Origin of the sequence: Paenibacillus sp. XY044 (assembly GCF_002257645.1) — a bacterium.
Taxonomy (GTDB): domain Bacteria; phylum Bacillota; class Bacilli; order Paenibacillales; family Paenibacillaceae; genus Paenibacillus_AQ.
This window is the reverse complement of record NZ_NQMO01000004.1, coordinates 245,316-269,260: the sequence shown is the minus strand read 5'-3', so window position 1 is coordinate 269,260 and position 23,945 is coordinate 245,316. Positions and strand designations below refer to the sequence as shown.

At 51.4% G+C, this 23,945-nt stretch carries 23 protein-coding genes; 5 read left to right on the top strand and 18 right to left on the bottom strand.

Translation table 11 applies throughout. From position 1 onward, the window contains the following. The 5 genes from CJP46_RS18690 to CJP46_RS18670 all read right to left on the bottom strand — a co-directional run bounded on the left by CJP46_RS18690 (position 1) and on the right by CJP46_RS18670 (position 4,653). Positions 1-732 carry a hypothetical protein gene (locus CJP46_RS18690; RefSeq protein ID WP_094597379.1) on the bottom strand — a complete coding sequence of 244 codons (732 nt, stop codon included), beginning with the start codon at positions 730-732 and terminating at the stop codon, positions 1-3. A gap of 528 nt (positions 733-1,260) precedes the next feature. Then, positions 1,261-2,409, bottom strand: coding sequence for an MFS transporter (locus CJP46_RS18685; protein ID WP_094597141.1), 1,149 nt, complete (start codon positions 2,407-2,409; stop codon positions 1,261-1,263). Positions 2,410-2,512: 103 nt separating this feature from the next. After that, positions 2,513-3,589 carry an LLM class flavin-dependent oxidoreductase gene (locus CJP46_RS18680; protein ID WP_094597140.1) on the bottom strand — a complete coding sequence of 359 codons (1,077 nt, stop codon included), beginning with the start codon at positions 3,587-3,589 and terminating at the stop codon, positions 2,513-2,515. 93 nt (positions 3,590-3,682) lie between these two features. Beyond that, positions 3,683-3,961: an ArsR/SmtB family transcription factor gene (locus CJP46_RS18675; RefSeq protein ID WP_094597139.1), complete on the bottom strand. Its 279-nt coding sequence runs from the start codon at positions 3,959-3,961 to the stop codon at positions 3,683-3,685. A gap of 188 nt (positions 3,962-4,149) precedes the next feature. Beyond that, positions 4,150-4,653: a GNAT family N-acetyltransferase gene (locus CJP46_RS18670; protein WP_094597138.1), complete on the bottom strand. Its 504-nt coding sequence runs from the start codon at positions 4,651-4,653 to the stop codon at positions 4,150-4,152. 303 nt (positions 4,654-4,956) lie between these two features. Here CJP46_RS18670 and CJP46_RS18665 point away from each other — a divergent pair, with 303 nt between their 5' ends. Beyond that, positions 4,957-5,904: a phosphotransferase gene (locus CJP46_RS18665; RefSeq protein WP_094597137.1), complete on the top strand. Its 948-nt coding sequence runs from the start codon at positions 4,957-4,959 to the stop codon at positions 5,902-5,904. Between the two features lie 106 nt (positions 5,905-6,010). Here the strand turns inward: CJP46_RS18665 and CJP46_RS18660 are convergent, their stop codons facing one another. Beyond that, complete coding sequence (locus CJP46_RS18660; RefSeq protein WP_094597378.1) at positions 6,011-6,475, bottom strand: EVE domain-containing protein; 465 nt, start codon at positions 6,473-6,475, stop codon at positions 6,011-6,013. Positions 6,476-6,658: 183 nt separating this feature from the next. Continuing rightward, on the bottom strand, positions 6,659-7,078 hold the full coding sequence (locus CJP46_RS18655; RefSeq protein WP_094597136.1) for a hypothetical protein: 420 nt from the start codon (positions 7,076-7,078) through the stop codon (positions 6,659-6,661). Positions 7,079-7,254: 176 nt separating this feature from the next. Between CJP46_RS18655 and CJP46_RS18650 the strand changes: the two genes are divergently transcribed. Continuing rightward, positions 7,255-8,067, top strand: coding sequence for a helix-turn-helix transcriptional regulator (locus CJP46_RS18650; protein ID WP_094597135.1), 813 nt, complete (start codon positions 7,255-7,257; stop codon positions 8,065-8,067). Between the two features lie 108 nt (positions 8,068-8,175). After that, a complete protein-coding gene (locus CJP46_RS18645; RefSeq protein WP_094597134.1) occupies positions 8,176-9,132 on the top strand; it encodes an aldo/keto reductase in 957 nt (318 codons plus the stop codon). 267 nt (positions 9,133-9,399) lie between these two features. On the opposite strand, the gene CJP46_RS18640 is transcribed toward CJP46_RS18645, so the two are convergent. Then, on the bottom strand, positions 9,400-10,530 hold the full coding sequence (locus CJP46_RS18640) for a beta-ketoacyl-ACP synthase III (RefSeq protein WP_094597133.1): 1,131 nt from the start codon (positions 10,528-10,530) through the stop codon (positions 9,400-9,402). Between the two features lie 457 nt (positions 10,531-10,987). Between CJP46_RS18640 and CJP46_RS18635 the strand changes: the two genes are divergently transcribed. Beyond that, on the top strand, positions 10,988-11,518 hold the full coding sequence (locus CJP46_RS18635; protein WP_179281217.1) for a GNAT family N-acetyltransferase: 531 nt from the start codon (positions 10,988-10,990) through the stop codon (positions 11,516-11,518). 492 nt (positions 11,519-12,010) lie between these two features. Here CJP46_RS18635 and CJP46_RS18630 read toward each other — a convergent pair whose 3' ends face one another. The 3 genes from CJP46_RS18630 to CJP46_RS18620 form a co-directional block, all read right to left on the bottom strand. Continuing rightward, positions 12,011-12,526 carry a DUF4241 domain-containing protein gene (locus CJP46_RS18630; protein ID WP_094597131.1) on the bottom strand — a complete coding sequence of 172 codons (516 nt, stop codon included), beginning with the start codon at positions 12,524-12,526 and terminating at the stop codon, positions 12,011-12,013. A 339-nt stretch (positions 12,527-12,865) separates the two neighbouring features. Next, positions 12,866-13,753: an SDR family oxidoreductase gene (locus CJP46_RS18625; RefSeq protein ID WP_094597377.1), complete on the bottom strand. Its 888-nt coding sequence runs from the start codon at positions 13,751-13,753 to the stop codon at positions 12,866-12,868. Between the two features lie 99 nt (positions 13,754-13,852). Next, on the bottom strand, positions 13,853-14,611 hold the full coding sequence (locus CJP46_RS18620) for a glucose 1-dehydrogenase (protein WP_094597130.1): 759 nt from the start codon (positions 14,609-14,611) through the stop codon (positions 13,853-13,855). Between the two features lie 183 nt (positions 14,612-14,794). Between CJP46_RS18620 and CJP46_RS18615 the strand changes: the two genes are divergently transcribed. Then, complete coding sequence (locus CJP46_RS18615; RefSeq protein ID WP_094597129.1) at positions 14,795-15,433, top strand: TetR/AcrR family transcriptional regulator; 639 nt, start codon at positions 14,795-14,797, stop codon at positions 15,431-15,433. A gap of 136 nt (positions 15,434-15,569) precedes the next feature. Here CJP46_RS18615 and sigJ read toward each other — a convergent pair whose 3' ends face one another. From sigJ to CJP46_RS18580, 7 genes are all read right to left on the bottom strand, one after another. Further along, complete coding sequence (gene sigJ, locus CJP46_RS18610; RefSeq protein ID WP_094597128.1) at positions 15,570-16,478, bottom strand: RNA polymerase sigma factor SigJ; 909 nt, start codon at positions 16,476-16,478, stop codon at positions 15,570-15,572. After that, on the bottom strand, positions 16,453-17,763 hold the full coding sequence (locus CJP46_RS18605) for a phytoene desaturase family protein (protein ID WP_256992416.1): 1,311 nt from the start codon (positions 17,761-17,763) through the stop codon (positions 16,453-16,455). Before CJP46_RS18605 ends, sigJ begins: the two co-directional genes overlap by 26 nt. Before the next feature lie 204 nt (positions 17,764-17,967). Beyond that, on the bottom strand, positions 17,968-18,660 hold the full coding sequence (locus tag CJP46_RS18600) for an aspartate/glutamate racemase family protein (protein WP_094597126.1): 693 nt from the start codon (positions 18,658-18,660) through the stop codon (positions 17,968-17,970). Positions 18,661-18,849: 189 nt separating this feature from the next. Beyond that, the gene (locus CJP46_RS18595) at positions 18,850-20,577 is read right to left on the bottom strand and encodes an outer membrane protein assembly factor BamB family protein (RefSeq protein WP_179281216.1); all 1,728 of its coding nucleotides are present in this window, start codon (positions 20,575-20,577) and stop codon (positions 18,850-18,852) included. A gap of 144 nt (positions 20,578-20,721) precedes the next feature. Continuing rightward, positions 20,722-21,555: a carbohydrate ABC transporter permease gene (locus CJP46_RS18590; RefSeq protein WP_094597124.1), complete on the bottom strand. Its 834-nt coding sequence runs from the start codon at positions 21,553-21,555 to the stop codon at positions 20,722-20,724. 3 nt (positions 21,556-21,558) lie between these two features. Next, positions 21,559-22,509, bottom strand: a complete 951-nt coding sequence (locus CJP46_RS18585) for a carbohydrate ABC transporter permease (protein ID WP_094597123.1) — start codon at positions 22,507-22,509, stop codon at positions 21,559-21,561. A 76-nt stretch (positions 22,510-22,585) separates the two neighbouring features. Further along, positions 22,586-23,899 carry an ABC transporter substrate-binding protein gene (locus CJP46_RS18580; protein ID WP_094597122.1) on the bottom strand — a complete coding sequence of 438 codons (1,314 nt, stop codon included), beginning with the start codon at positions 23,897-23,899 and terminating at the stop codon, positions 22,586-22,588. Positions 23,900-23,945 lie beyond the last annotated feature (46 nt).

The window sequence follows — 23,945 nt, the reverse complement described above, 5'->3', positions numbered from 1 at the left end:
CTAATTCTTATAATATTTGGTTTGGTTAATTAACAGATCGATTTCCTGCATGCAGGGCATCTTCTCGATGTCGCCCGCTTCGAAGCTATCTAAGCGGGATATTTCCAGCAGGAGTTTATCCAGCTTGAGCAGTATCTCCTCATTGGTAGCCAGGGAGTTCTTGGTGAATGTTAAATACTCGTTGTAGATCTGCTTTCTTTCTTGGAGTAATTCTGGAGGTAGTTGAGAGGCTTTAGATCCACTGAGACTTTTGAACTCGGATTCGTCAAATGCGCCCAGCCGGTTCAGGATGCTTTTGAGGTTGAGGTAAAATACGTTTTCTACCGCCTGGACCGTCGACATGAATTTTTTGTAGCTAAGCTCGCTCGGATCGAAACGCTGGGTTAACACGCCGACCAATTTGTACTTCTTGCGTGCGATGCGATCAAGCTGATTTAAAGCATAGGATATATCCGCTTCTAACGCTTTTACTTTCTTGTAGTGCTGCAAGGCATTCACATAGTCGTCATGCGTCTGGATCTGTTTGACCGGCACGGCGACTGAAGTTTTCATGTTTAAACTGTAGATCGCATAAATGAGGACCAGGACACTCGCCAGAAGAAGGGTAACCCCGAGTGCTGTTGAAAGGGCGGTCGCGCCGATGATTTTAAGGCCGATAAAACCGGGAGAAAACAGAACGATGTTGACAATGATGACCCCCAGCGTGATACCCAGCAGTTTTATGTATTTCATTCCCAATTAGGTTTGCACCTCCTTCATCACTAATTTCATCCTTTACCATATTCTACATGATGAACTTTTGGGATGTCATTTATTGTAACAGTTTATTTTTAATACGGTTTGTTCTCCGTTTTGGCTTCATTTATATAGATTGAACTAAAGGTTTGCGTTGAGCTTCCTTTTACAGCGGCTCACTAGAGGCCTAAAACACATTCATTCTTTAGTTCATTCTATGTTATAGGGCTACTTATTTTCCTTATGCTCGGCAAGGTGGCAGTATGAACGAATGGAAGGAGATAAACTGGCGAAGAAACAGAGTCGGCATGTTTCGCTGGACGCAAAAAGACAGCCGCTTAACAAGCCGGCTGCCTTTATTTTGGACGAGCTATTGCACTTACGCTAGATGATGAATCGCTCAAGTGGATGATGGGGCAAGTGCGTAAAATGTTCCTACGATCGCTCTTGTTTTCGGATTTCTTAATGTATAGAGCCTTCTTAAGGGAGAAATCCGAAAGCCAAAGCACATGCTTCCAGCTCTTCTCATGCAGCCCGGCGGCGCATTGTCAAAGAATACACGGCCGGGATCAGCCCAAGGGCGACCCCTATTCCACCCAGCCAGCCGGCTGCTGTCAGAGAGATGCTGTCCACAATAACGCCTCCGATAACAGCCCCTGCAGCCATCCCCAACTGCACAATGGAGGTGTTCAAGCTTAAGATGATCCCCGAAGCCTGGGGAGCCATACCGATTAAGTACACTTGCTGAACCGGACCCGTCGACCAAGCAAAGAAGGACCACAGCATCAGCAATGGGAGCACAAGCATAGAGTAATGGGAGAAGGCCGCCAGCAAAAATAAAATGCCGGAGTGAAAGATCAGACCGCCTACCATCGTGCGGGGGATCCCCCATTTGTCTGCACCATAGCCGCCGACTTGAGAGCCCAGGAGACTTGCCAGCCCAAATGCAAACAGCCCGATGCTTACCATCCGTTCGCTCATTCCCGTGATGGTCAGAAGAAACGGCGTAATATAGGTATACAGAATCGTATATCCCAATATCCAGAAAAAGCTGATGGACAGCGCAGCGGAAATCCGGGGCGTTTTAAACAAGGCGAGCTGTTCCCGAATGGGAACAGGAGCCTCTCCCTCTGATTTGGGAATCGCCAGCAGAAGAACCAACATGGCGAGCAGGCTGAGCACCCCGATCCCCGTGAAAATGACCTTCCAGTCATACGAGCCCGCAACGACCCTCCCCAGAGGAACCCCCAGAATGAGCGCGAGATTAAAGCCCAAGAGAACGGTGGCGATCGAACCACCCTGCTTACCGGGACTTGCCATCTTGGCCGCTACGGTAAGGGCGACAACCATGAATACCCCGGTGCTGATCGCCAGTATGATTCTTGCTCCCATCAGCATGCCGTAGCCGGTAGATGTGATGGTGAACAGGTTACCTATGAAAAACAAACCCAAAGCCAACAGCATAAGCTTCTTCCGATCCATCCTTGCCGTGAGCGCAACCAGAATCGGAGTACCGATCGCATAGGCAAGCGAGTAGACGGTAATCAGCTGGCCGGCCGCCGCTACCGACACGCCAACGTCCTTTGCAAGCATATCCAGTATGCCGGCAATCACAAACTCAGAGGTTCCGACTAAAAAGCTCGCAATCGCCAATATATAAATTTTCCATCTCATATCGTATCTCTCCTCTTCCCATCAGTTTTATAGTTCTAAATCTGTAGAAATCATACTAAAAAAATATCGCCCCCATCCTTAGGCATCTAACACCCCGATCGGGTCACTGCGCTCCATCATTACTGCTTGATGCTTGACGGTCGAGCTCTTGACGGACTACCGGTGCTACCTTGGTGCCGAGCAGCTCAATCGTTCGCAGCAATTCACGATGAGGGAGCGTGCTGAAATCCACGTACATGAGAAATCGGGTCAGGCCCAGGTTCTTGTGCAGCAGTAAGATTTTCTCCGCCACATATTCAGGGTCCCCGACATAAAGAGCGCCATGAAGGCTGCAGGATGCATCGTATGAGTCACGTGTATAAGGAGACCAACCGCGTTCCCGTCCGATCCGGTTCATTTGGGCCGCCATCACAGGGTAATACCGCTCTGACGCCTCTTGTGTCGTATCGGATATAAAGCCATGCGAGTGCGTAGCAATCTGCAGCTGATTTGGATCATGCCCGGCTTTCACGGCCGCTTCCTTGTAGAGCTCAACCAAGGATGCGAATCGCTGCGGCGGTCCGCCAAGGATTGAGAAGACGATCGGAAGTCCCAGCAAGCCGGCCCGAATGGCCGATTCCGGGCTGCCGCCCGTGCCGATCCAGACCGGTAAAGGCTGCTGCACAGCACGAGGATAGATGCCCATATTGTCAATCGCAGGACGATGCCCGCCGCGCCATGTCACCCGCTCCGAAGCTCGGATCTTGAGCAGAAGTTCCAGCTTCTCTTCGAACAATTCCTCGTAATCCTTCAGGTCATAGCCGAACAGCGGAAACGATTCGATGAACGAGCCTCGTCCGGCCATGATCTCAGCCCTCCCGTTCGACAGTCCGTCAAGCGTCGCAAAGCTCTGGTATACCCGCACCGGATCATCCGAAGACAACACCGTCACCGCGCTCGATAGACGGATCTTTTTCGTGGTCGCCGCAGCGGCAGCCAATATGACGGCTGGAGACGAGCTTGTATAGTCGATACGGTGATGCTCGCCGATGGCAAAGACGTCAAGGCCGACTTGATCGGCCAATTGGATCTCTTCGATTGCTTGACGCAGACGCTCGGCATGTGAGACACCCCCTTTTTCGGGATCTGCATGAAGAAACGTACTGATTCCAATCTCCATCGTATTTGCTTTGTCGCTCATAAGAGTGCACTCCTTCTTCATAGGGTATAAAGGATGACTTGTACAACCATCAGTTACTCAGTTCTAGAACTGTCGAAATGTTGGTTAAAAAAATTACGCCATTAAATAAGGCGCAAATTTTTCCGCCACTTCCCGATTGACGTTATAGTGAATATACGATCCGCTTTTCCGTGAATCAATCAGACCGGAATCCGTCAGCTGCTTCAGATGATGCGACAGCGTCGAACCCGCAACTGATTCAAGCTTTTCACCGATGGCCGTGAAGCATAAATCGCTTTCTTTCGAGAGCAGCAAGGCGATCTTCAGCCGGGTTGGTTCCCCCAGAGCTTTATATACCTTAACGGCCTGCAGATCTGTTTGATGATTACCCATGATGATGCTCACCTCCTCCATCTATTCCGCAGTTCTATAACTATCGAAATCCAGTTTAGCATGATGCCGTTGGAAAGTAAAGGGCTCCACCTAGGAGCTGCAAATGGCCTGCTAGATCAATGAAAGGCAGCCGGTCCTTGGGCCGGCTGCTGCTTGGTTTTAGGTTTGGTTTTGCGTTTGGCGCATCCTTAGACACAAATAATAGAAGGTCGCGAATTGAGCCGCAATACCGTGATTTGCTCGTCTCCGATCACTTCACCACTGTCACGGAAGCCGAAGCTCTCATACAGCTTTTTGGCGGGCCTGTTATCAGCCTTGTAAGAAATCCAGCAGTATTGTGCAGGACCTGCCGGAAAAGTGCGGATAAACTCCAGCACCTTTTTCATGGCTTCCCGGCCGTAGCCTTTGTTTTGGTGCCGCTGATCCATCATCAGCCGCAGTATACAATAGCCGTCGTCTGCGATGGACGGGGTATCGTAACCGGTAATTTTATACGTAATCATCACAAAACCGACGGGCTGCTCATCCGCGTAAATGGCAAACGGAAAAGGATGCCCCCCATTGGTGGTAAGGACGTAACACGAAGCTACGCTGGACAAATTGGACGCAACGAAGCGGCGCTGATCTTCCGAAACTTCCAGTTTAAATATTTCGCGTCTGTTTTCCAGCGTAATTTTTCTGAGCGTAATCATGCAGGATTTCTCCCTTCCATATTTTCGGTAAGATTACCGATTGGTTTGTGCGCCGCGGTCGCTTTAATAACATACAATCTATGCAAAAAAAGTAATAGACTTATATTGAATTTTTTTATAGACTATTATGTATCCATGGCATTTTTAGGAATATGTCTATACTGGCATTTCGTTAACCGGCGCATTCTTGTGCCGGTTTTTTATTGTTAATGATATTTAAAAATTTAAAGCATTTATTATTGTCAGAATTAGGAGATCCCGTGCTAATATGGATTTTATCTGTGAGGGGGTTAGAGTAAGATTATGAAAGACTTAGTAGCTTCACAAGCTGAACGAATTGCAGGGATTTTTCTCCAGGAAGAAGTAAAATCGTCATACCACATTGTAGGTAAAGGTATCGATAATCAAATTTTCGTAGTGGAAACGAAGAGTCAAAAGGTCGTTGTCCGCATGAACAATAAAGATACGTATCCAACTTATATCAAGGAAAAATGGTGTATCGAACAAGCAGCCGCTGTTGGAATACCTGGACCCGAGGTGTTGTCCATCGGTATAGTTGATGAAATAGCATATATGATTCAAACTTTTATCCATGGCGACAACGGGTTAGACAGTAAGGTTCACAAGTCCGATATTTGGAGACAGCTTGGTGACTACGCGAAGCTTATTGATACGATTCATGTGAAAGGATTTGGAAAGAACCTGATTGATCCAGTCCGTGGTATGTTTCAATCACCTTCTCATGCAAAGTCAGATGGCAGTTTGCAAGGGGATGTGCAGCATAATATCAATTGTTTAACAGAGCATGATCCCTTGATTAAACTTGGAGTAATTACTCAGAAGGAATCACAGAGAGTAAAAAATCTTTTTGAGAATATGAAGAATGAGACGTATCGCTTTGGGTTAATCCATGGAGATATCTCTTTTAAGAATATCATTGTCCACGCCAATCAAGTTATATTGCTGGATTGGGGCAATGCTGAAGTGAGTGTGGTACCGCATGGAACAGTGAATCAAGTACTGCAGTACCAAATGCTTGGGTTAAGAGAGGGTCCAAATATTGAGGAATTTAAAGCATTTTTAGAAGGCTATGGGTTGAGTGAAGAGGACCTTGCTGACATGAGGGCTTTTCAGTTACTTAGAGCTTTTGATAACCTCAGGTGGGCTATTGATCGATGCCCGGACCGGATTGAATCCTATGCTGCGTTCGCGAAACAAGTGGTTGGCCTGAATTACAGAGAATGGTTTTGATGACATGAAGGCAGCTGAACAGAAATGATCGGCTGCCTTTGATCCACTAACGGAAAAGATACCCACTCGCTTCAACCTAAAAAAAATCCATTTTTAGGATTATTATTTAGGATTCCAGCATGTCTTCTACATCACCTAACATGATGCTGGCAATCGTCTGGAAATCCTCGTATCCGATCTCAAAATGCCCAAAGCGGAATGCATACCCCCAGTTGCGCTTCCCGCGAGTAAAGGTAAGCCGGTCCAATAGATCGGCAATCTTCACTTCACGGCATGGAAGGTAACGGATATCCCGACGTAATGGCACAAAGGATTCGGACATCCGGTATTCGTAGACCCTGTCATCTTTCACCTGCCCAATGGCGGTAAACGCTTGAATCGGCTCTCCCTTTGAAATGTCGGTTCGTGGGGAGTAGTATATCAACCAATCGCCGGGACTCATCCGGCGCAAAGGTGCTGCTTTTCCATGACAGAGCTGGGCAAACCCGCCTTGAACCCCCCGCTTCACGTGAGAGGCAGATACAACGCCAATCCAGTAGCGGCTGTTTTGCCGGCCAGCAGCATTCGGCATGGTTTGATCTTCGCTTTTCTTTTCCAATATGGTTGCCTCCTTAATACATCATCTCTTATGACTATATAAAAACGCTACTGACATCAGCATGTCAGTAGCGTTTTAGCATTTGAGTACAAACCTATGATCGCACCTTACGAAATGGTCGACCCATAGTATGTTTGTCATGACTTCTAAAGGTCCTCACGAATCCTGAGAAAAACGAAAGAACTTGCTAAGAGGGATCGAGTGATACTCCGAATATCCCTTGGCTTGCAGCAAACGGCCTAGAGCATGGTCATAATCGTTCTCTTGTTTAAATAGTACAGTGACATGACAATGTGCTAATGCCACGTGATCCGTAAGATGTTCGGCAATGTGATATAACATTTTTTCTTCACTTTCCTCTAAGCTTCCAGAAGAATATACATGTGCTGTGATATGGTTTTCTCTTCTATCCTCCCCTATTCCATCCTTAAGCCATGGAAAATCCTCATCACGGCTTGGGCGCCCCTCATCCACGATGATGACTCTGCAATCTTTATCGTTCATTGTAATATCCCATGCTTCCAAATCCTTTAATCTTAGGATTCTTTGAAGTTGGCTTAAAAAATCGATGTTCATGTTAGGCTCCTTTTTCAAAAAATACTGAATGATCCTTCTTCATGAATCAAGCCTGTCTGAGTTCATTATCCAGCATATCGCTGCCAAACCCTATGGTATACTTGTATCGTAAATCAGCCCAAGATGTGCTGATATAACTTGAACGATACCATACCTACAGGTGGTGATCAGCATAAATGACGGTACCTAACAGCAGGGCCAAAACAATGGGAGCGTTTCTCAAATCGCGCAGGGAACGTCTCTCGCCGGAGGATGCGGGCCTCAATTTTTCCAGCGGTCAGCGGAAAACGCCTGGACTTCGGCGAGAGGAAGTAGCCATTCTAGCAGGAGTAAGCGCCACTTATTATACGTGGCTGGAACAGGGAAGAGAATTATCCGCCTCCAGGGAAGTGATCGAAAGCATCGCCAGGGGACTTCAATTATCTTCGGACGAGAAAGGCCATTTGCTTCAGCTGTGGAATCCTTATGCGCCCGACCCGATTCCCGCGCCTTCGGCTAGCTTAGATCCGCAGCTGCAGAAAATCATCGATCAAGTGGCTTATCCCTCTTATATTACCAATAAGAGAACCGAGTTTCTCGCTTGGAACGAGGCTGCTAGCAGGATGTTAACCAATTTCGCTTCCGTTCCGGCCGAAGAGCGTTCTTTAATTCGGTTGGCATTTGAAAATGAAGAATTGCGCCGGCGAATCGTGAATATCGAAGAATTCGCGAGTTATGGGGTTGCCGTGTTCAGGACAAATTACGATAAACACCGGGATGATCCTTGGTTTGAAGCAACGGTGGAGCATCTGATCCAAAACAACCCGGAGTTTGATCAATTGTGGAAGCCGTACGAAATTCGGCTCAAGAAATTAGACCGGGTCATTTTGCAGCCCTCTCCTTCAGCTGATCCTGTAGCTTATGACATCCGGCCGCTGGCGAATCTGTCCGACAATCCAGATCTTCACATCTGTGTCTATATGCCGGCACCAGAGGATACGGAAAGCTGACGGGTAATATTTTTACTAGTAAAAACGGTGTGTGGCTGCCTTGGGTTGGATCTTTTAGAATGGGTTCATGTTCGAACGATCCTAAGCAGGAAATGAGGGAGCTTTACGATGCAGAAAAGAAAACTAGGCGAAGGACTCGAGGTGTCAGCCATCAGCCTTGGAACGATGACGATGCCGAATAACGATGAATCCGTCCGTACGATCCAGGGAGCGTTGGATCTGGGCGTCACGATGTTTGATACGGCTGATTTTTACGGAGACCCGGAGTTCCGGCGGTTCGGGGAAAATGAGAATCTTGTCGGACGCGCCCTGAAGGGCCGACGCGACGAGGCGATTATCGCTACCAAATTCGGAATTACGCACGGTCAAGGCCCGAAAGGCGATCCCGCTTACATCAAAAAATCCGTCGATGCCAGCCTCTACAGCCTGGGTCTCGATTATATCGACCTCTATTACCAACATCGGCCTGATCCCAACACCCCCATCGAAGTAACGGTCGGAACGTTGGCCGACCTGGTTCAGCAAGGCAAGATCCGGTACATCGGGTTGTCGGAGGCACCTGCCGACATCATCCGGCGAGCCCATGCGGTCCATCCGATTACCGCGGTCGAAACCGAATATTCGCTGTGGAGCCGGGAAGTGGAGGATGATGTCCTCCCGGTTCTTAAAGGGCTGGGGATCGGCCTCGTTCCTTACAGCCCTCTCGGCCGCGGCTTTCTAACCGGTCAGATCAAGAAACCTGAGGACTTGAGTGAGGACGATTACCGGCATCGTTACCCGAGGTTCCAAGGCGAGAACTTCGCGAAGAACGTTGAGGTCGCCTCCTTGGTCGAGAAGTTAGCCGCGCAAAAAGGCTGCACTCCCGCCCAATTGAGCCTGGCCTGGCTCCTGGCGCAAGGCGAGCAGATCATTCCGATTCCCGGGACGAAACGGCTCGACCGTGTACAGGAAAACCTTGGTGCGCTGCAGGTAACGCTAACGGCCGACGATTTGGCGGAGATCGAGCGAATCTCTCCTAAGGGCGTTGCCTCCGGCAGCCGCTTTCGCCAAGCCAGATTCATATGAATCCGGTAAAAATATGATTCTTGAAGCAAATGAAGGGCACCCGACGGGGGTGCCCTTCATTTATTTACTGCAGGCAAGACATATGAGACCATTGGGCGCCTCCTAAGCCTTTCCTCTTGTATTAAAAAGAAATACGTTACATCAATTCATCCGATAACGTTATACAAATGTGGAATGCCCAAGCTACTGATTATCTGCACGTTTTGATGTTAAGCAACAAGGAGGAAGATGTACTATGATCCCCAAATTCAAAAAAGGCTAGGGTCCCTAGGAAGCCCCAACCACCGTCAACAGCATCGTCGATGCCTGAAAGCGGCCGCTTTCCGGAACGACGCACACGATCTTCTGCCCTGCGGAGAGGCGTCCGGAATACAGCAGCTCCTCCAGCATGATGTAGATCGAAGCCGCCGCCGTATTCCCTTTCGTATACAGATTCGTAAACCATTTTTCCTCAGGGATGGTCACGCCGCCCTGCTCAAGCAATTGGAAGATCTCCTCCCGGAAAAAATGCGACGAATAATGGACCATCATCCAATCGACTGCGTCCGGGTCAATCCGTCCCTCATCCACCAGCTCCAAAAACCGCCGCGTCCCGACCTTCGTAATTTCGTTCACCAGTCTGACGTCCTGCTTCAGATTTAGCGCCCCGTGATCGGCCGCTTCATGAATGGAGGGATAATCCAGCCAAGATCGGTTGCCGTCCTCCTTGCTCATGCCGGAATACATGCAGGTCTCGTACTCATTGGCATACGACTTGTTGTCGATCCACTCGATGCGAAGCGACAGGCCATGGGCGGAAGGCTCGTTCTGCAATATAGCCGCCCCCGCTCCATCCGACAGCATAAACCGCAGAAAATCCGTGTCGAACGGCACCCGGCCGTTGCTGTAAATGCCCTGCGCTTCGAATTTCGTATGTTTGAACTCGCGGCTCAGGAACTCGCTGGAACAAGCGATGGCCGTCCGGTGCTCTCCTGACTTGATATGTAAAAAAGCGTTCTTCAGCGCATGCATTCCGCTGGCGCATAACCCCGAATGCGAGGAAATCTCCATCACCGGCAGCCCCGTCTCGGCGTGGACCATGCTCGCGAAACCCGGCAGCAGCAGATCCGCACGGGTCGTGCCTGTCGCCAGGAACTCGATGTCCTCCGGACGCACGTTAGCGCTGCGTTCCAACGCCTCACGTATGGACGAGGCCGCCATCTCCGCGTTTGTGTATAAGCTCTTCTGCTGCTTGTCCATCGCGTAGTAGCGCTGCTTGATCTGGTTCTTTTCCAAAATGATGCGCTTCGTCTTGGAAGATTTGCCCCCGATTTTGCCAAGGTAATCTTCCATTTCCTCATTGCCCACCGGGGCGCCGGGGAGGAACTTACCCATACTCGTGATATAGACAGATTTCATATAACACCTCATTAAAGATATGATTACTAATTATGATATTAATCCCACTAATTGTAAAGTAAATGAAAAATTAGTAGATTCAATCATTCCTTTAAGGGCATTTACGAACAACAAAAAGCCGCTTTATTCAGGCAGCGGCAGCCTCTGCGATCCACTCTTTTACCCGTTGCAGTCACGGGATGAAGGAAGCCGGTTCGAATGCAGCACAGGGGAATGAAGCAAACAGAAAGGCGCAATCAAGAATGGCATACGATATCTTATTGGAAAAGCGTTCAACCGTGTTAGGTAGAAGCGGGATTTAGATAAAGTTGGGTTGTATGCTGGATCGAGAGTATCGAAAAAGGAGCACGGTCGGCGGCTTTTGCTTTATTTCTCACATCATGCTATAGTCATAGATCTTCTTAGATTTTCATTTACATAATCCATGATATTCAAACTAAACGGTAGGAGTGATGAAATGATGAATCAGCACGATTTAGATATTGTTGTCAAACCAGCCGAGGAGTCTCAATTGGATTTTCTTGAAGAAGTGTTTTCACCCGGTAATCTGACGAAACCTCAGTATCGTCGATACGAGGTGCAGGAGAAAGGCGAAGGCGTATATCTCATCGCATGGCATCAGAATCATCCGATTGGACACTTTTTACTGCGATGGAGCGGTCCTCAGGATCCCCATGTAACCCAAAATATCGATGTAACGCATAGTGCCTTCCTGGAGGGGGGACTCACCAAAGATGACTACCGTAAAAAAGGTGTTGCCACGGCTATTATCCGCGAAGCTGAGAGATGTTCAAGAGAAAGAGGATGCACTCATATTGGTTTGGAAGTGAGCAGCAAAGATAATCCCGAGGCAAGAAGGCTATATGAAAACCTGGGTTATATAGACTGGGGTTACGGCGATTTTCAAATCAGTTGGGAATACCATGATAAAAACGGAACCAGCATTCGCTCCGATATTGTCATTTTCATGCAAAAATCATTAGCCTAATGACCAAACCACTGCCCCCTTTTCCTGCCAAGGATATGGGGGCTTTTTCTATTGAATGCATCCACCCCTGTGCGACGATTTCGTTGACACTATTCGTTGACACTAAGAGTGATTTAGTCCGTCAACCTATGAAATTGTGCTTGTACGTCCAATCAAATCTGTTCGCAGAATCATAGATTGTTAATATAGGAGGTGATCAAGATGTGTTGTAATCGCAAAAAGGTAATTGTCGTAAAACTCCACCCTGGTCAAAAGGCTGTAGTCATTTGTAAGAAAAAGAAAAAGCATCGGAAAGATCATTGGAAATTTTATTAATCCGCTCAAAGGACGCTCTTTGAGCGTTCTTTTTTGTTCTTTGCATTTTTGCGCAGCGATCCAGCAGATCAGCGTTGATTCGTATATTTCCCTGTTTCAGACCACGACAAAAAAGCCAAGGAGCTCAGCTTTCCCCGGCTTTTTACATATTGATTGAGATTTCCCCCTGGACACGAACTAGCCCTTAATAAACACAATCTTCACGCCAACCACCTGATTATCGGCATTCACAGCCTGGTACACCCCGTACGCCCCGTCGCCCATGCCTGTGCGCGATACGACACCGCCTTCCAAGACACCTGCTTCCTCCCCGCTCTCGGTGAGATCGCAGCAGGCGTAATACCATTCGGTATCTTGGTCCTGCTTACCTTCAGGTGCGTCCGCGTCAGGAATCCGGTGCTTGTCGATATCAAAAATCCCGGCCTGCCCGCTGTCCACCCCGGCCACAAAAGAACACTTGATCCATTCCAGCGACGCTGCCTGTTCCGCCACGGAGTGATGGTAAGCCGTCAGCTTGGCGTTGGCTTCGCCCCAGTCGCGGACATCGACCTTCTCCACTTCCCCCGCCCACTTGCCGGTTAAGGCGGATTCCAACACGCCCATAATAATCGTATCCCGATCCAATTCGTAACAAGGATCCGCTACTACCAATTTCCCGGAATTCACTTCAAAATTGCCTAGTTGAATGATCAATGAGGATACCTCCAATAACTGTGATGATTTGGGTTTATTGTAACATGGGTGGTGGGAGGAGATTAAGTCGAGTCTTGGAAGTAATCCGGATCAATATTATACTAAGTCGATCTATGATCATATTGGATAACATCTATGGCCTGTGCCCAATACATCCATGAAGGGGGTACTGAATCACAGGCCAAGACTTTTATAACGATGGTACCGTCAGGCGATTTCGTTGGACAACCCTCTGCATAAAAAGGAAGCCCCCATAAAGTTACTTATTCTATTAACCAAATGAGTTCAGGACCTATTGGTTCAGCGCCATTCGAAAAACTTCTTCGTTCACCCAATCCATCAATAACGGTTGAAGTAGTGCCCCTGTTCCAGATCCGCGATCAAACCAGGGTTCACGGGCTGCCATCCTAAGCGTTCCTGGGTCAGTGCGCTCGATGCCAGATTGTCGGTCGACGCGGCGAAGGCGAGCCAACCGAAGTAAGCCTCTGCCTCTTTGCGGGAAATGCTGCGTACCGGCAGGTTCAGGTGGCGGCCGATGACCTCAGCGATTTCCCGGAAGGGCACGCCCTCATCGCCGACCCCGTGATACACGGCACCTGCGGCTCCTTTTTCCAACGCCAGTCTGAACAGGCGCGCCGCATCAAGCTGGTGAACCGCCGGCCAGTGGTTAAGCCCCTCATCCACGTACGCCGCAAAGCCTTTCTCCCGCGCGATACCGATCAGAGTCGGAACAAAGCCCTGCTCGCCCGGGCCATGCACGGACGGTGACAGGCGGACGACCGAAGCTCTCACCCCGCGCCCAGCCAGCGCGAGTGCAGCTTCCTCGGAGCGCCGTGGCGTAGACTGGGTCGACGCCTCTTCTTCCGTCCCAAGTCGTCCCGGTGTAAGCATCAATGTTCCCGAGGTGGCCACGAGCGGCTTTCCAGTGCCCTCCAGTGCTTCACCGATCGCCTCGATCGCCTTGCTATCCGCCTCAGCGGCTGCCGCGAAGTCCGCGAAATCGTGCTTGAAGGCCAAGTGAATCACGCCGTCCGCTGCGGCGGCTCCTTCCCGCAGACTGTTAAGGTCATCCAGGGAACCGCGGTGCACCTCGGCTCCGGCGGCCGTCAGCGATGCAGCAGACTTATCCGAACGCGCGAGCCCGACGACTTGATGCCCCGCGGCAATGAGTTCGCGAACAACGGCGGAACCGACGAACCCCGTCGCGCCTGTTACAAAGATGCGCATATTTTTTGCATTTTCCATTGTTGCCATATGGATTCGCTTCCCTTCCTTGGTTCGTTTATAACATATCGGTTGGTTAGCCAACTGCGGGTTACAACGTACTTAGATTTGCGAGCCGCCTCCGTCAACGGGGAACTCAGCCCCCGTGGTATAGGTGGCATCGAAGGCGAGAAACAAGACGGCTTGGGCTACCTCGCTGGGCTCCCCAAAACGCAGCATCGGGTTCTCCTGTCTCATTTGCGCCTTGGTCTGTTCCGCCGCTTCGGCCGGCATCGATCTGTCCAGAATGCCGGTGTCGATCGGACCGGGGCTGACCGCGTTCACACGGATCTTCCGCGGCAGCAGCTCGCGGGCGAGGCTGCGCGTCATGGAACGGAGCGCTGCCTTGCTGGCAGCGTACGCGCTGATCATCGGAATTCCAAGCACGTTCGCGACCGAAGTTGTGAGAACCACGCCGCTCCCCTCGTTAAGCAGCGGGACGAGCTTTTGCACGGTAAAATACGGCCCCTTGGTATTGATGGCGAGAACCTCGTCGTACACCTCTTCCGTAACGGACTCAAAAGGAACGAAGCGTGTCACGCCAGCGTTTACGAACAAGGCGTCGATCGTGCCAAACTCAGCCTTCACCCGGTCGGACAGGGCTTCAATATCACTCAACGACGAGGCGTCACTCACGACGGCGACCGCGCTGTTCCCCAATTGTTTCAGAGCCGAATCGAGCGTGGACTGGGTACGGCCGGTGATCAATACACGCGCTCCTTCATCCACCAGCATCTTCGCCGTCTCCAGGCCGAACCCGCTGCTGCCTCCCGTAATGACAACCCGCTTGCCTTCGTATTTCCCTTTTTCCACTGTACTCATCTTTTTTTCCTCCTCTGGCTTTAGAAGCTCATTTATTTTTGCAAGACCGATTATAGCTCACGTAATTAATAAAGTAAACAAACTTAATAAAAAAAGTTAATTTATTAATTTTAGTAAAAAGTGTTTGTGGTAACAGTGAATTCGGTATAATATGTTGTATAAGTACAAAGGAGGCTTCATTTTGTGAGAAAAGCCGTAAGTGCCGATCATTATATCGAGAAAATAAAACCGGTCATCCGAAAGAACAAATTCAGCCAACTTAAAATAGACGATATCGCCAAATATATGGATATCAGCAAGGTGACGCTGTATAAGCATTTTTCATCCAAAGATGACATCATTCAGCAGGTCGTGGAGTATGAGATGAACTACTTGCAGCAGGCCGATGTCGTTGTGAGCGACGAAACCGTCTCTTATATCGAGCGTTTTCAGCTAACATTCCTGCAATCGCTGATCTGCGTCATTTTTATATCCGATTTGTTCCTGGAGGACCTCAAAGAATTCTATCCGCGGTTGTTTGAAAGTCTGGTCATCGCCCAGCAGAACCGGAATAAAAATCTGGAAGGCTTTTTTGAAGCCGGGATGGATCAGGGAATTTTCAACCGAATGAATGCGGTGCTGTCCTTGGTTCAAGACGACGCTACGCTGCGGCGGATCATGGAACCGACGTTCAGCATCCAGTGGTATGACCTCACCTTGAAACAAGCCGTTATAGAGTTTTACCGAATGAAAAAGTATCAAATGATTCGCCCTGAGCATTGGAATAAGGTTGACGATTCCCATATCGAGGATCAGGTCGTTAGAATTTTGCAGACCATATAATAAGATCCATGAACGCCAAAAACCCCGCTGGCTACGCGCCGGCAGGGTCTTTTTCACATATGCTGCTTTTCTGTTGTTCCTCTAGCTTAACGACGATCGCGGGATGCGTAATCATTTGGTTGGTTAGCTGTGCCTTTCACGGCGTGCCAAGTTCATCATCCCGCTGCTTGAGTTCCGGCAAATGCCTCAGCTTCTCCGGATTTCCTAATGCGTAAATCGATTGGATCTTGTCATCTTTAAAAGAAAAAGAATACACGAACTGATCCCCGTTATCTATCGCAAGCCGGAAGCCCGGTATGCCGTTGACGGAAACGAACGAATACGCAAATTTCCCCTCGTACATCTTAAGCAGATTAAGCAGCAGATGGATGACCCGCTCGAATCCAAGGACAGGCACCCGTGCCGCCGTGACCTTGCCGCCGCCGTCAGAGATCATGGCTGCGCCCTCGCTGACCAGCTCCAGGAGTCGGCTTGTATTCCCTTGCAGAAGGGAACTGACGAAATCCTGCAGCTTCTCTTCGGCCACGTGAAACGGGAGGCATTGCTCGGGATCGGCTTGGATGCTCTTTTTGGCCCGGTGGAAAATTTGCCGGCAGTTCGCCGTACTCTTGCCAACCATCCCGGCAATCTCGTCGAAGGAATAATGAAAAATCTCGCGCAGGAGAAAGACGGCCCTTTCGACGGCACTAAGCTGCTGAAGGAGCAACAGGTATGCCGTTGATATCGATTCGCGGCGCACATAGATTTCGGACGGATCAGCTTCGGAAGCATCCAGCGAACCGATCAGAGGCTCAGGAAGCCATGGACCGACGTAGAGCTCCCGTTTCTTCGCTGAGGAACGAAGCAGGTCCAGGCATCGGTTGGTGACGATTTTGTACAAAAAGGATCGCTCATTCCGTATCGCATCGAGTTCCTCCAGCCGGCCATAGCTTAGAAAAGACTCCTGCACGATATCCTCCGCGTCCATGACGCTGCCCAGCATCCGGTAGGCATAGGATATCAGCGGTTTTCTATAGGTTTCATACAATTCTTCTATGCTGCTCATGGGTCCCCCTTCCCTCACTCTCTAGGGAGAGAATATGCCGCACAGCCCTTTTCGCGCTCGCCGTCGCGGCGTCGGCTAGTAATTCCCCGTGCGAAGCCCAATCTCCTGCCACGTACAGCCCTTTGATTTCCGGGACGGCGGGCCCCGGGTTCTCCTGACGGTTCAGATGCATAAAATCGTGGCATACCGTCATTGTCGGCAGATACTGCCGGACGACGAGTTCATCCCTCCAGCCCGGCTGCACCAGGTCCAGCATTTGTTCGAGGTCCTGCAAATCCTGTTTCGGATCGCTTTCCGGCCCCTTGTATTTGATCACGGTGACGACCTGCGATCCATCGTCGCTAAGATAAGCAGCGCGCGACTGGTTAGATAGGAAGACGGTCCGGTCGATGCCGTACACGAATTGCTGATCCGGCTTCGGCAGACGACGGAGGGCGACATCCAGGCATGCAGCCGTAATTTCGACCGCCTGCTCCTTCCAGGTATGAAGGGCAGTCGTTTCAGCCCCGGGCACCAGTTGATAAGCGACCGCGGGCGAAGCGGCGACGATGACGGCATTCGCCTTGATCATCGTTCCATCTTCGCAGAGCACATGCCGTACGGAGCCTTCAGCGTGCCCGATCGACACGGCCTTGCTCTTCGAGAGCAGCTTCACGCCGCCTTTCTCAGCCAGCTTGCCTAACTCGTCGACCATCACGCCCCAGCCCCGGTCCAGATACAGCACGCCCTTCAAGGAGTTCTGCAGCTGCCGCAGTACCGGACCCGCCGCCTGCAGATCCGGCGCTACTACGTAGCTCGCCGTACGCAGAAGCGCATAAAATAAATGCCGCAGCATGGGGTCCTTGACATTCCCCTCCAGCCATTCTCGGAGACTGACCCGCTCATACCGGAGCGTATCCAGTTTGCCCAGCTTCGCCAGCCAGGAGGCAAGTTCCACCTTCCCTTTCCAGGACAGCAGCGGCGTGGTGAAGAGCGATTTGACCCCCATCGGCATGGTCACCAGCTTTCCGTTCCAAATGCCGAGTGCATCGGTGGAGGGCTGGCCCCCCTGCAAACTTAGTCCGAGTTCGCGGAATGTCGCGAGCGCATCGCCATGATACAGGGCGTGCCCGCCCAAACTAAAATAGGCTCCTCTTTTCTTCACCGTGATCGCCCGGCCGCCGAGACGCTCCTGCTTCTCGATAAGAATCGTCCGCTTCCCCGCCTTCGCCGCGTACACCGCCGCCGTCAGACCTGCTATGCCCCCGCCAACTACCGCCACATCGTAATCGTATTCCATCTCCATCTCGATCATCCCTTTCGGTGATTTTACCCGTATGACGGGGAGTGAGGATGGGATGTGACAAAATCGGCCGGGAAATTGCTATAAATATTTTCTGGCGTGTACCGGAGTACTCCAAACCCTAGATCATTTAAAAAACGCGCCCTGGCGGGCGCGCTGCGATGATAATTCTATTTTAACGGATTCGTACGGGATTCATCTCCAAATTCACGCTTTCAACGACATATTTACGGCCTCGCAAGCATGGATGTAGGTTGTGTCAAACAGAGGAACTTCAGCGTCTTCCGGCTTCACTAACAATCCAATTTCTGTGCAGCCTAATATAATCCCTTCGGCTCCTGATTCGATCAAGCCTTGAATAACCTTTTTATAATAATCCCTAGATTCCTGATGAATCTTGCCCAAACACAACTCTTCATAAATGATCTTGTTTACGGCCTCTCTGTCATCCCGATTTGGAACGATCACTTGAATCCCGTTCTGCTCCAAACGTGATTTATAAAAGTCTTGTTCCATGGTGTACTTTGTGCCGAGCAGCCCAACAGAACGAATCTTGCTTTCCTTGATTTGGGCTGCCGTAGCATCCGCGATATGTAAAATAGGGATTTTGACCTGTGACTGAATATCATCGACAACTTTATGCATCGTATTGGTACAAATGACGATAAAGTCAGCTCCCCCTTTTTCCAAAGAACGTGCGGTTTGACCTAACACTTCACCCGCCTTGTCCCAGGCGCCTTCCGCTTGGTAACGTTCAATTTCTTCAAAATCAACACTATATAAAAGACACTTCGCTGAGTGTAACCCGCCTAATCTTCTTCTCACTTCTTCATTGATCATTCGATAGTACTCAATAGAGGATTCCCAACTCATCCCACCAATAAGACCGATCACCTTCATTGTATGCTCATCTCCATTGCCCTTGTTTTTTGCTTCAAAATCGGCATCGATAAACCTTCATTTACGTAAAGTGAATGTGGAAAAACGGCAGTCATCCCGCCGTTTTTAGTATACATTAGCCTAATTAAGGAAAATAGGAGTTTTTCTATCCGTTCTGTGTCCGCCTCCAATAGCGCGGATCCGCCAGCCTTATTTCGCGGCCCCCTCTTTGGTTACCTCCACCGTGCGCGTGCCGGCGTTCCATTTGACCTGCACGCCCAGCAGATCGCCGAAGTCCTTGATCGGCACGTAGAGCGAGCCGTTCAGATTAGCGGGCGAGTAGGTCAGCGCGACTTGCTTCCCGCCTGTGAGAGCAAAGGGAGAGCCGTCGGCGATCGAGAAAACGCGCGTTCCGTAAGTCACGGTCGTCCGCTTCGCCTGCGCGTCGTAGGCGACCTTGGCTCCGAGCGCCTCCGTCAGCGACCGGAAGGGGATAAACATTCGGTTGTCCGTCGACATGACGCCCGCCCCAGCAGGCAGTGCAAGCGCCTTCCCTTCCAGCGTGATCTTGGCATCTGACTTCGTGAAGGCACCTGCAGCGCTGCCCGCTGCGGCGGACTTCGTCAATTCGGAAGGCAGCGGGTACGCATACAACTGGCCTTCCGCCTGAACGAGCAGCATGCCGCCTTCCACCTGGAACGCTCCGTAACTGCGGGCCGCCGTCTGCGCGCGGAACAAAGCCTTGCCCGTCGAGACGTTCAACGCGTAGACGGTACCGTCGCTCTGACCGACGTACAAGCCGGATTCGATCATATCGATGCGGCTGGCCGGATTGTCGAGGCCGTTATAAAAGACTGTCGAGCGATCCACGATTTTGCGCGCATGAATCCCGCGGTTGTCCTCATTCAGGAAAAACAGCTTGCCGTTATAGGGGCCTGCAATGAACTCCCCCCGATCTGCAATCAATTCCGGCTTCACGACGGCGGGATCGGCGTCGTAATTGAAACGGAAGACGCCCTCGCCGGAAACGGCCGCATAGACGTCATTGCCGTCCAGCACCACTTTATATGGGGGATAGACCGGACTGCCGTCAGCCTTTAAGGCAACGAACTTCTTGCTTGCCGTGATCTTGCCGGTCTTCACATCCACCTCGTCGATGTTCGCCGCAGTCTCCACATAATCGGCATTCGGCCATTGGTCCTGGAAGTACAGTGTATCCCCTTCCGATTTGAGAAGTCCCGAGTGGTCTCCAGGCAATCGCCACAGCGTCTTGCCCGTAGCGGGATCGATCGCGTAAGTTGTATAGACGGTGATCGCTCCCGATTCCACGGCGCCCGAGAGCAGCTTCCCGCCCACGCGTTGAGGCAAGGACTTGCCGTCCAAGTTTCGCCACTTCTCCTTGCCTGTGGCAGGATCGACCGAGATAAGCGATCCGCCGGCAAAGACATACAAGGTCCCGCCATCCACGGAGATCGCCGGTACCTGTCCCGATGGAGCCCGGTAGATGCGCGCGCCTTTGCCGGTCGCCGCATCGACCCGATAGACCGAGCCGTCTTTGGCGCCGACGTACAGTTTGGTTCCGTTCGAATCCGCGACGGTTGCATCACCAAGCCCCGACCCGAACGACCACAGCGTCTTCCCGGTGGTCGCGGCCTTCGCGATCAGCTTGCCGCCTGCGATGTAGTAAACCTTTCCCTGAGCCGCTATAACCGCGGAAGGATTGGAGGCGGACGAGTCCTTCGGCGCGTCGAGCGCCGCCGTCCACTTTGGCTTGGCAAGCGGTACCGGATTCGTCAAATAAAATTCCGAGCCCGGGCTCGAATAACTTGCGTTCGGTCCGGATGTTTGAGCCCAAGCCGACGGGCCTGTCCAGAGGCTTCCTCCGACCGTCCCGGCGAGCAGCAGCCCGGCAGCCGCCATAGTCCATTTTCGCATCATCAATATCCTCCCAGCTTCTAACGAAAATTTCTCTTCCTTCTTATGGACGCTGTCAGCCGCCGCAAAGTTACAAGGTTGAAGAATCGAAAAAAGGCTGATTGGAGTTTCCAACCAGCCCATGTATATGGATGCATGAGGTGCATTTCATTTGAACCCTGTAAAAGCAGATCCGGATTGCATATAGTATTTTTGACCGAAAAAATAGAGCAAAATCATCGGAATCGCCATGATCGTCGACGCGGCCATCAGCTTTTCCCATTGCGCCCCGTGATCCTGCTGGAATCCCTGCAGACCGAGCGTCAGCGTCCACTTGGCGGCATCATTCAAGTATATGAGCGGTCCCATAAAGTCCGTATAGGCACCCACGAAGGTAAACAAGGCGACCGTCGCTAATGCAGGCTTCAAGGTCGGCATAATGATTTGCGAGTAGATGCGGAACTCGGAGGCCCCATCCATTTTCGCCGCTTCGGACAGCTCCTTAGGGATGCCTAAGAGAAATTGCCTCAATAAGAAAATGTAGAACGGCGCGCCGAAAAAGGCCCCGATCGTCAGCGGCAGGATGGTGTTGATCCAGCCCAGCTTGGCGAAAATGATGTACTGCGGAATCAGCTGCACCTGCGACGGCAGGATCATCGTTGCCAGGACGATCGCGAAAATGATCTTGCTCCCCACCCACGGAATCCGTGAGATCGAATAGGCCACCAGCGGGGAGGCGAACAATTGCCCGACGATGCAAACGACGCAGATGACCAGGGTGTTCAGCATATAGTGCCCGAACGGCACCGTTTCGAATGCGGCCTTGTAATTCGACCATTGAAACGATTCCGGCAGGATGCGCGGCGGCAGTTCAAAAATTTCGTTCGACGACTTGAGCGAAGTGAACACGAGCCAAACGAACGGAAAGAGAAAGAAGAATGCGAACAAAATCAGCATCGTATGCGGAAAAATTTTCGTGCGAATCAGCTTGCCAGCGCTCATCCGCTATTCACCTCCGTAGTAGACCCAGCGTTTGGACGTTTTCAGGACCAGCAGCGTAATCAGCATGACGATCACGAACAGGATCCAGGCCAGCGCCGAAGCGTATCCCATTTTCAGATTGATGAAAGCTTCCTGGTACAAATTGACGGCATAGAACAATAACGACTGCCCGGGCCCGCCGAGAGCGCCCCCGCTTGACTTGCCACCCGCCAGAATGTAGGATTCCGTGAAAATTTGAAATGCCCCGATGAGTCCCATAATCAGCTGGAACAAAATGATCGGCGACAGCGCCGGCACCGTGATTCTCCAGAACCGGTGCCACCAGTTGGCACCGTCGACCTGGGCCGCTTCGTAGTAGGTTTGCGGAACGCCTTGCAGCGCCGCGAGAAAAATGAGCGCACCCGCGCCGGAGCCCCACAGCCCCATCAGAATCAGGGAAGGCTTGGTGAACCGGGGGTCGAGCAGCCAGGCCGGATCGGGAAGATGCACCCAGCGCAAAAAAATGTTGACCAGGCCGAAGTCCGGATTCAGCATCCAGGTCCAGAGCAGGGCGCTCGCCACGCCGGGAATGACGGCCGGGAGATAAAAGATGGTGCGGTAGTAACGGATGCCCTTCACCTTAAAGTTCAGCAGCAGCGCAATAAGCAGCGAGCTAAACAGCGTGACCGGAACGGATATGAACGCCATGAACAGCGTGTTGCTGATCGATTTATAGAAGCTGCGGTCTTTCATGATCGCGGCGTAATTGTCCATGCCCACCCATTTCGGGGGATTGAACAGATCGTATTCCGTCAGGCTGAAGTAGAGGGAGCTGAAGAAAGGATACACGGTAAAAATCAGAAACCCGATGATCCATGGGGAAGCGAAAATCAGCCCCAGCCAAAAATAATGCCACTCCTTCCTCGTCCAGCCCCTTCTCCGCCTAGGCGCCGCTGAGGATATCGTTTCAATCATCTGCACGTCCTCCTCGTGTTTGTTGGAATGCGGGCCCGGCCCAGGAGCGGACCGAGCCCGGATGTGATGAGCCGGATTATTTGACTAAGGGCTGGATTTTGTCCGTCACCCGCTTCAATCCTTCATCCAAGCCGACTTCTCCGCGCAGAATCGCGTTATACTGGTTCGAGAATTCCGTCATGTACTCTGTCGAGAAGGACGTGGCCGGGAAGGAATGCAGGTTCGGGCTGGAGGAATACTGTAAAAACTCTTGGAAGCCCGGCACCTCCTTATAAATTTCATGCGTCTGCAGCGAGGTTCGGGTCGGCAGGTTGCCGATGGCCGCGGTGAACTCCGCCATCTGCTCCGGCTCGGTCATCCATTTCAGGAACTGCCACGATTCTTCCGGATGCTTTACGCCTTTCGGGATGTAAAATACGCTGGTCGAGACGTTGCCCGGGTCCTTCAGATTCGGATTGCTCTCATCGTACGGAATGGGCGCAATGCCGTATTTCAGGTTCGGGGCGTACTGCTTAATGAACGTAGGCAGCCATTCGCCGTCGATCGTCATCGCGTATTTGCCCGTAAAGAATGGATTCTGCGGCGACATGTACTGCCCCAGGCCGGATGCGAAGCGATCGAGCTCCTTCGATCCGAATTGGTCCCAGATTCCTTTTCCGAATTCTACGGCCTTCTTGACCCCCGCATCGTCCGGCGTGACCTGCTTCTTGTCCGCATCATAATAGGATCCGCCATAGGCGTAACTGAACGTATAGGCATCGACGCCGGGCCACAGGCCCAGCTGCTGCAGCTTGCCCCCATCCTCCTTGACGCTCAGCTTCGCGATGTATTCCTTAAGCTGGCTCATGGTCTCCGGCGGACCGTTAAAACCTGCCTTCTCCAGCAGCTCCTTGTTATAGAAAAGCATCGAGACGTGCATCGCGATCGGTATGGCGTACGTTTTGCCGCCGGCCTGGGAAGAGCTCAGTGCGGCAGGTACGAAGTCGCCGAGATCGACGTTGTCCTTCTGGATGAAATCGTCCAGCGGCATCATAGCCCCGCGTTCGCCCCATGGCACGACATCCTGACCGAAGTTGGACGCGACATCGGGCGGATTGCCTCCGGTAATCGCCGTCAGCTGCTTCTGGTAATCGCTTTGGGACAGCCCCTTTACCTGAATGTCCGGGTTGGCGTCATTCCATTTTTTGATTAATTTTTCGAGGGCCTCCGCCTCCATGCCGGTCCAGCCATACCAGAAGCTCAGCTGCACCTTTTCTTTCGGGGCATCGCCGCCCTTCGCTTCGCCGCCTTCCTGGCTGCCCTCTGCCGCATCTTTGCCGCCGCAGCCCGACAGGACGGCGACCAGCAGGAAAACCATCATGAGCCCCCATGTACTCCCTTTTCGCATCATGTCTCTTCCCTCCTTAATCTTGGGGCGGCAGCGCCGCCAAAGCGTG

What these genes read in the sequence shown, in the direction of transcription:
- CJP46_RS18660 (WP_094597378.1), bottom strand. Translation starts at nt 6,475, where the DNA reads ATGCCGAATGCTGCTGGCCGGCAAAACAGCCGCTACTGGATTGGCGTT.
- CJP46_RS18685 (WP_094597141.1), bottom strand. Translation starts at nt 2,409, where the DNA reads ATGAGATGGAAAATTTATATATTGGCGATTGCGAGCTTTTTAGTCGGA.
- CJP46_RS18645 (WP_094597134.1), top strand. Translation starts at nt 8,176, where the DNA reads ATGCAGAAAAGAAAACTAGGCGAAGGACTCGAGGTGTCAGCCATCAGC.
- CJP46_RS18670 (WP_094597138.1), bottom strand. Translation starts at nt 4,653, where the DNA reads ATGATTACGCTCAGAAAAATTACGCTGGAAAACAGACGCGAAATATTT.
- sigJ (WP_094597128.1), bottom strand. Translation starts at nt 16,478, where the DNA reads ATGAGCAGCATAGAAGAATTGTATGAAACCTATAGAAAACCGCTGATA.
- CJP46_RS18620 (WP_094597130.1), bottom strand. Translation starts at nt 14,611, where the DNA reads ATGAGTACAGTGGAAAAAGGGAAATACGAAGGCAAGCGGGTTGTCATT.
- CJP46_RS18595 (WP_179281216.1), bottom strand. Translation starts at nt 20,577, where the DNA reads ATGATGCGAAAATGGACTATGGCGGCTGCCGGGCTGCTGCTCGCCGGG.
- CJP46_RS18605 (WP_256992416.1), bottom strand. Translation starts at nt 17,763, where the DNA reads ATGGAGATGGAATACGATTACGATGTGGCGGTAGTTGGCGGGGGCATA.
- CJP46_RS18585 (WP_094597123.1), bottom strand. Translation starts at nt 22,509, where the DNA reads ATGATTGAAACGATATCCTCAGCGGCGCCTAGGCGGAGAAGGGGCTGG.
- CJP46_RS18590 (WP_094597124.1), bottom strand. Translation starts at nt 21,555, where the DNA reads ATGAGCGCTGGCAAGCTGATTCGCACGAAAATTTTTCCGCATACGATG.
- CJP46_RS18675 (WP_094597139.1), bottom strand. Translation starts at nt 3,961, where the DNA reads ATGGGTAATCATCAAACAGATCTGCAGGCCGTTAAGGTATATAAAGCT.
- CJP46_RS18640 (WP_094597133.1), bottom strand. Translation starts at nt 10,530, where the DNA reads ATGAAATCTGTCTATATCACGAGTATGGGTAAGTTCCTCCCCGGCGCC.
- CJP46_RS18680 (WP_094597140.1), bottom strand. Translation starts at nt 3,589, where the DNA reads ATGAGCGACAAAGCAAATACGATGGAGATTGGAATCAGTACGTTTCTT.
- CJP46_RS18655 (WP_094597136.1), bottom strand. Translation starts at nt 7,078, where the DNA reads ATGAACATCGATTTTTTAAGCCAACTTCAAAGAATCCTAAGATTAAAG.
- CJP46_RS18665 (WP_094597137.1), top strand. Translation starts at nt 4,957, where the DNA reads ATGAAAGACTTAGTAGCTTCACAAGCTGAACGAATTGCAGGGATTTTT.
- CJP46_RS18580 (WP_094597122.1), bottom strand. Translation starts at nt 23,899, where the DNA reads ATGATGCGAAAAGGGAGTACATGGGGGCTCATGATGGTTTTCCTGCTG.
- CJP46_RS18650 (WP_094597135.1), top strand. Translation starts at nt 7,255, where the DNA reads ATGACGGTACCTAACAGCAGGGCCAAAACAATGGGAGCGTTTCTCAAA.
- CJP46_RS18600 (WP_094597126.1), bottom strand. Translation starts at nt 18,660, where the DNA reads ATGAAGGTGATCGGTCTTATTGGTGGGATGAGTTGGGAATCCTCTATT.
- CJP46_RS18635 (WP_179281217.1), top strand. Translation starts at nt 10,988, where the DNA reads ATGATGAATCAGCACGATTTAGATATTGTTGTCAAACCAGCCGAGGAG.
- CJP46_RS18625 (WP_094597377.1), bottom strand. Translation starts at nt 13,753, where the DNA reads ATGCGCATCTTTGTAACAGGCGCGACGGGGTTCGTCGGTTCCGCCGTT.
- CJP46_RS18690 (WP_094597379.1), bottom strand. Translation starts at nt 732, where the DNA reads ATGAAATACATAAAACTGCTGGGTATCACGCTGGGGGTCATCATTGTC.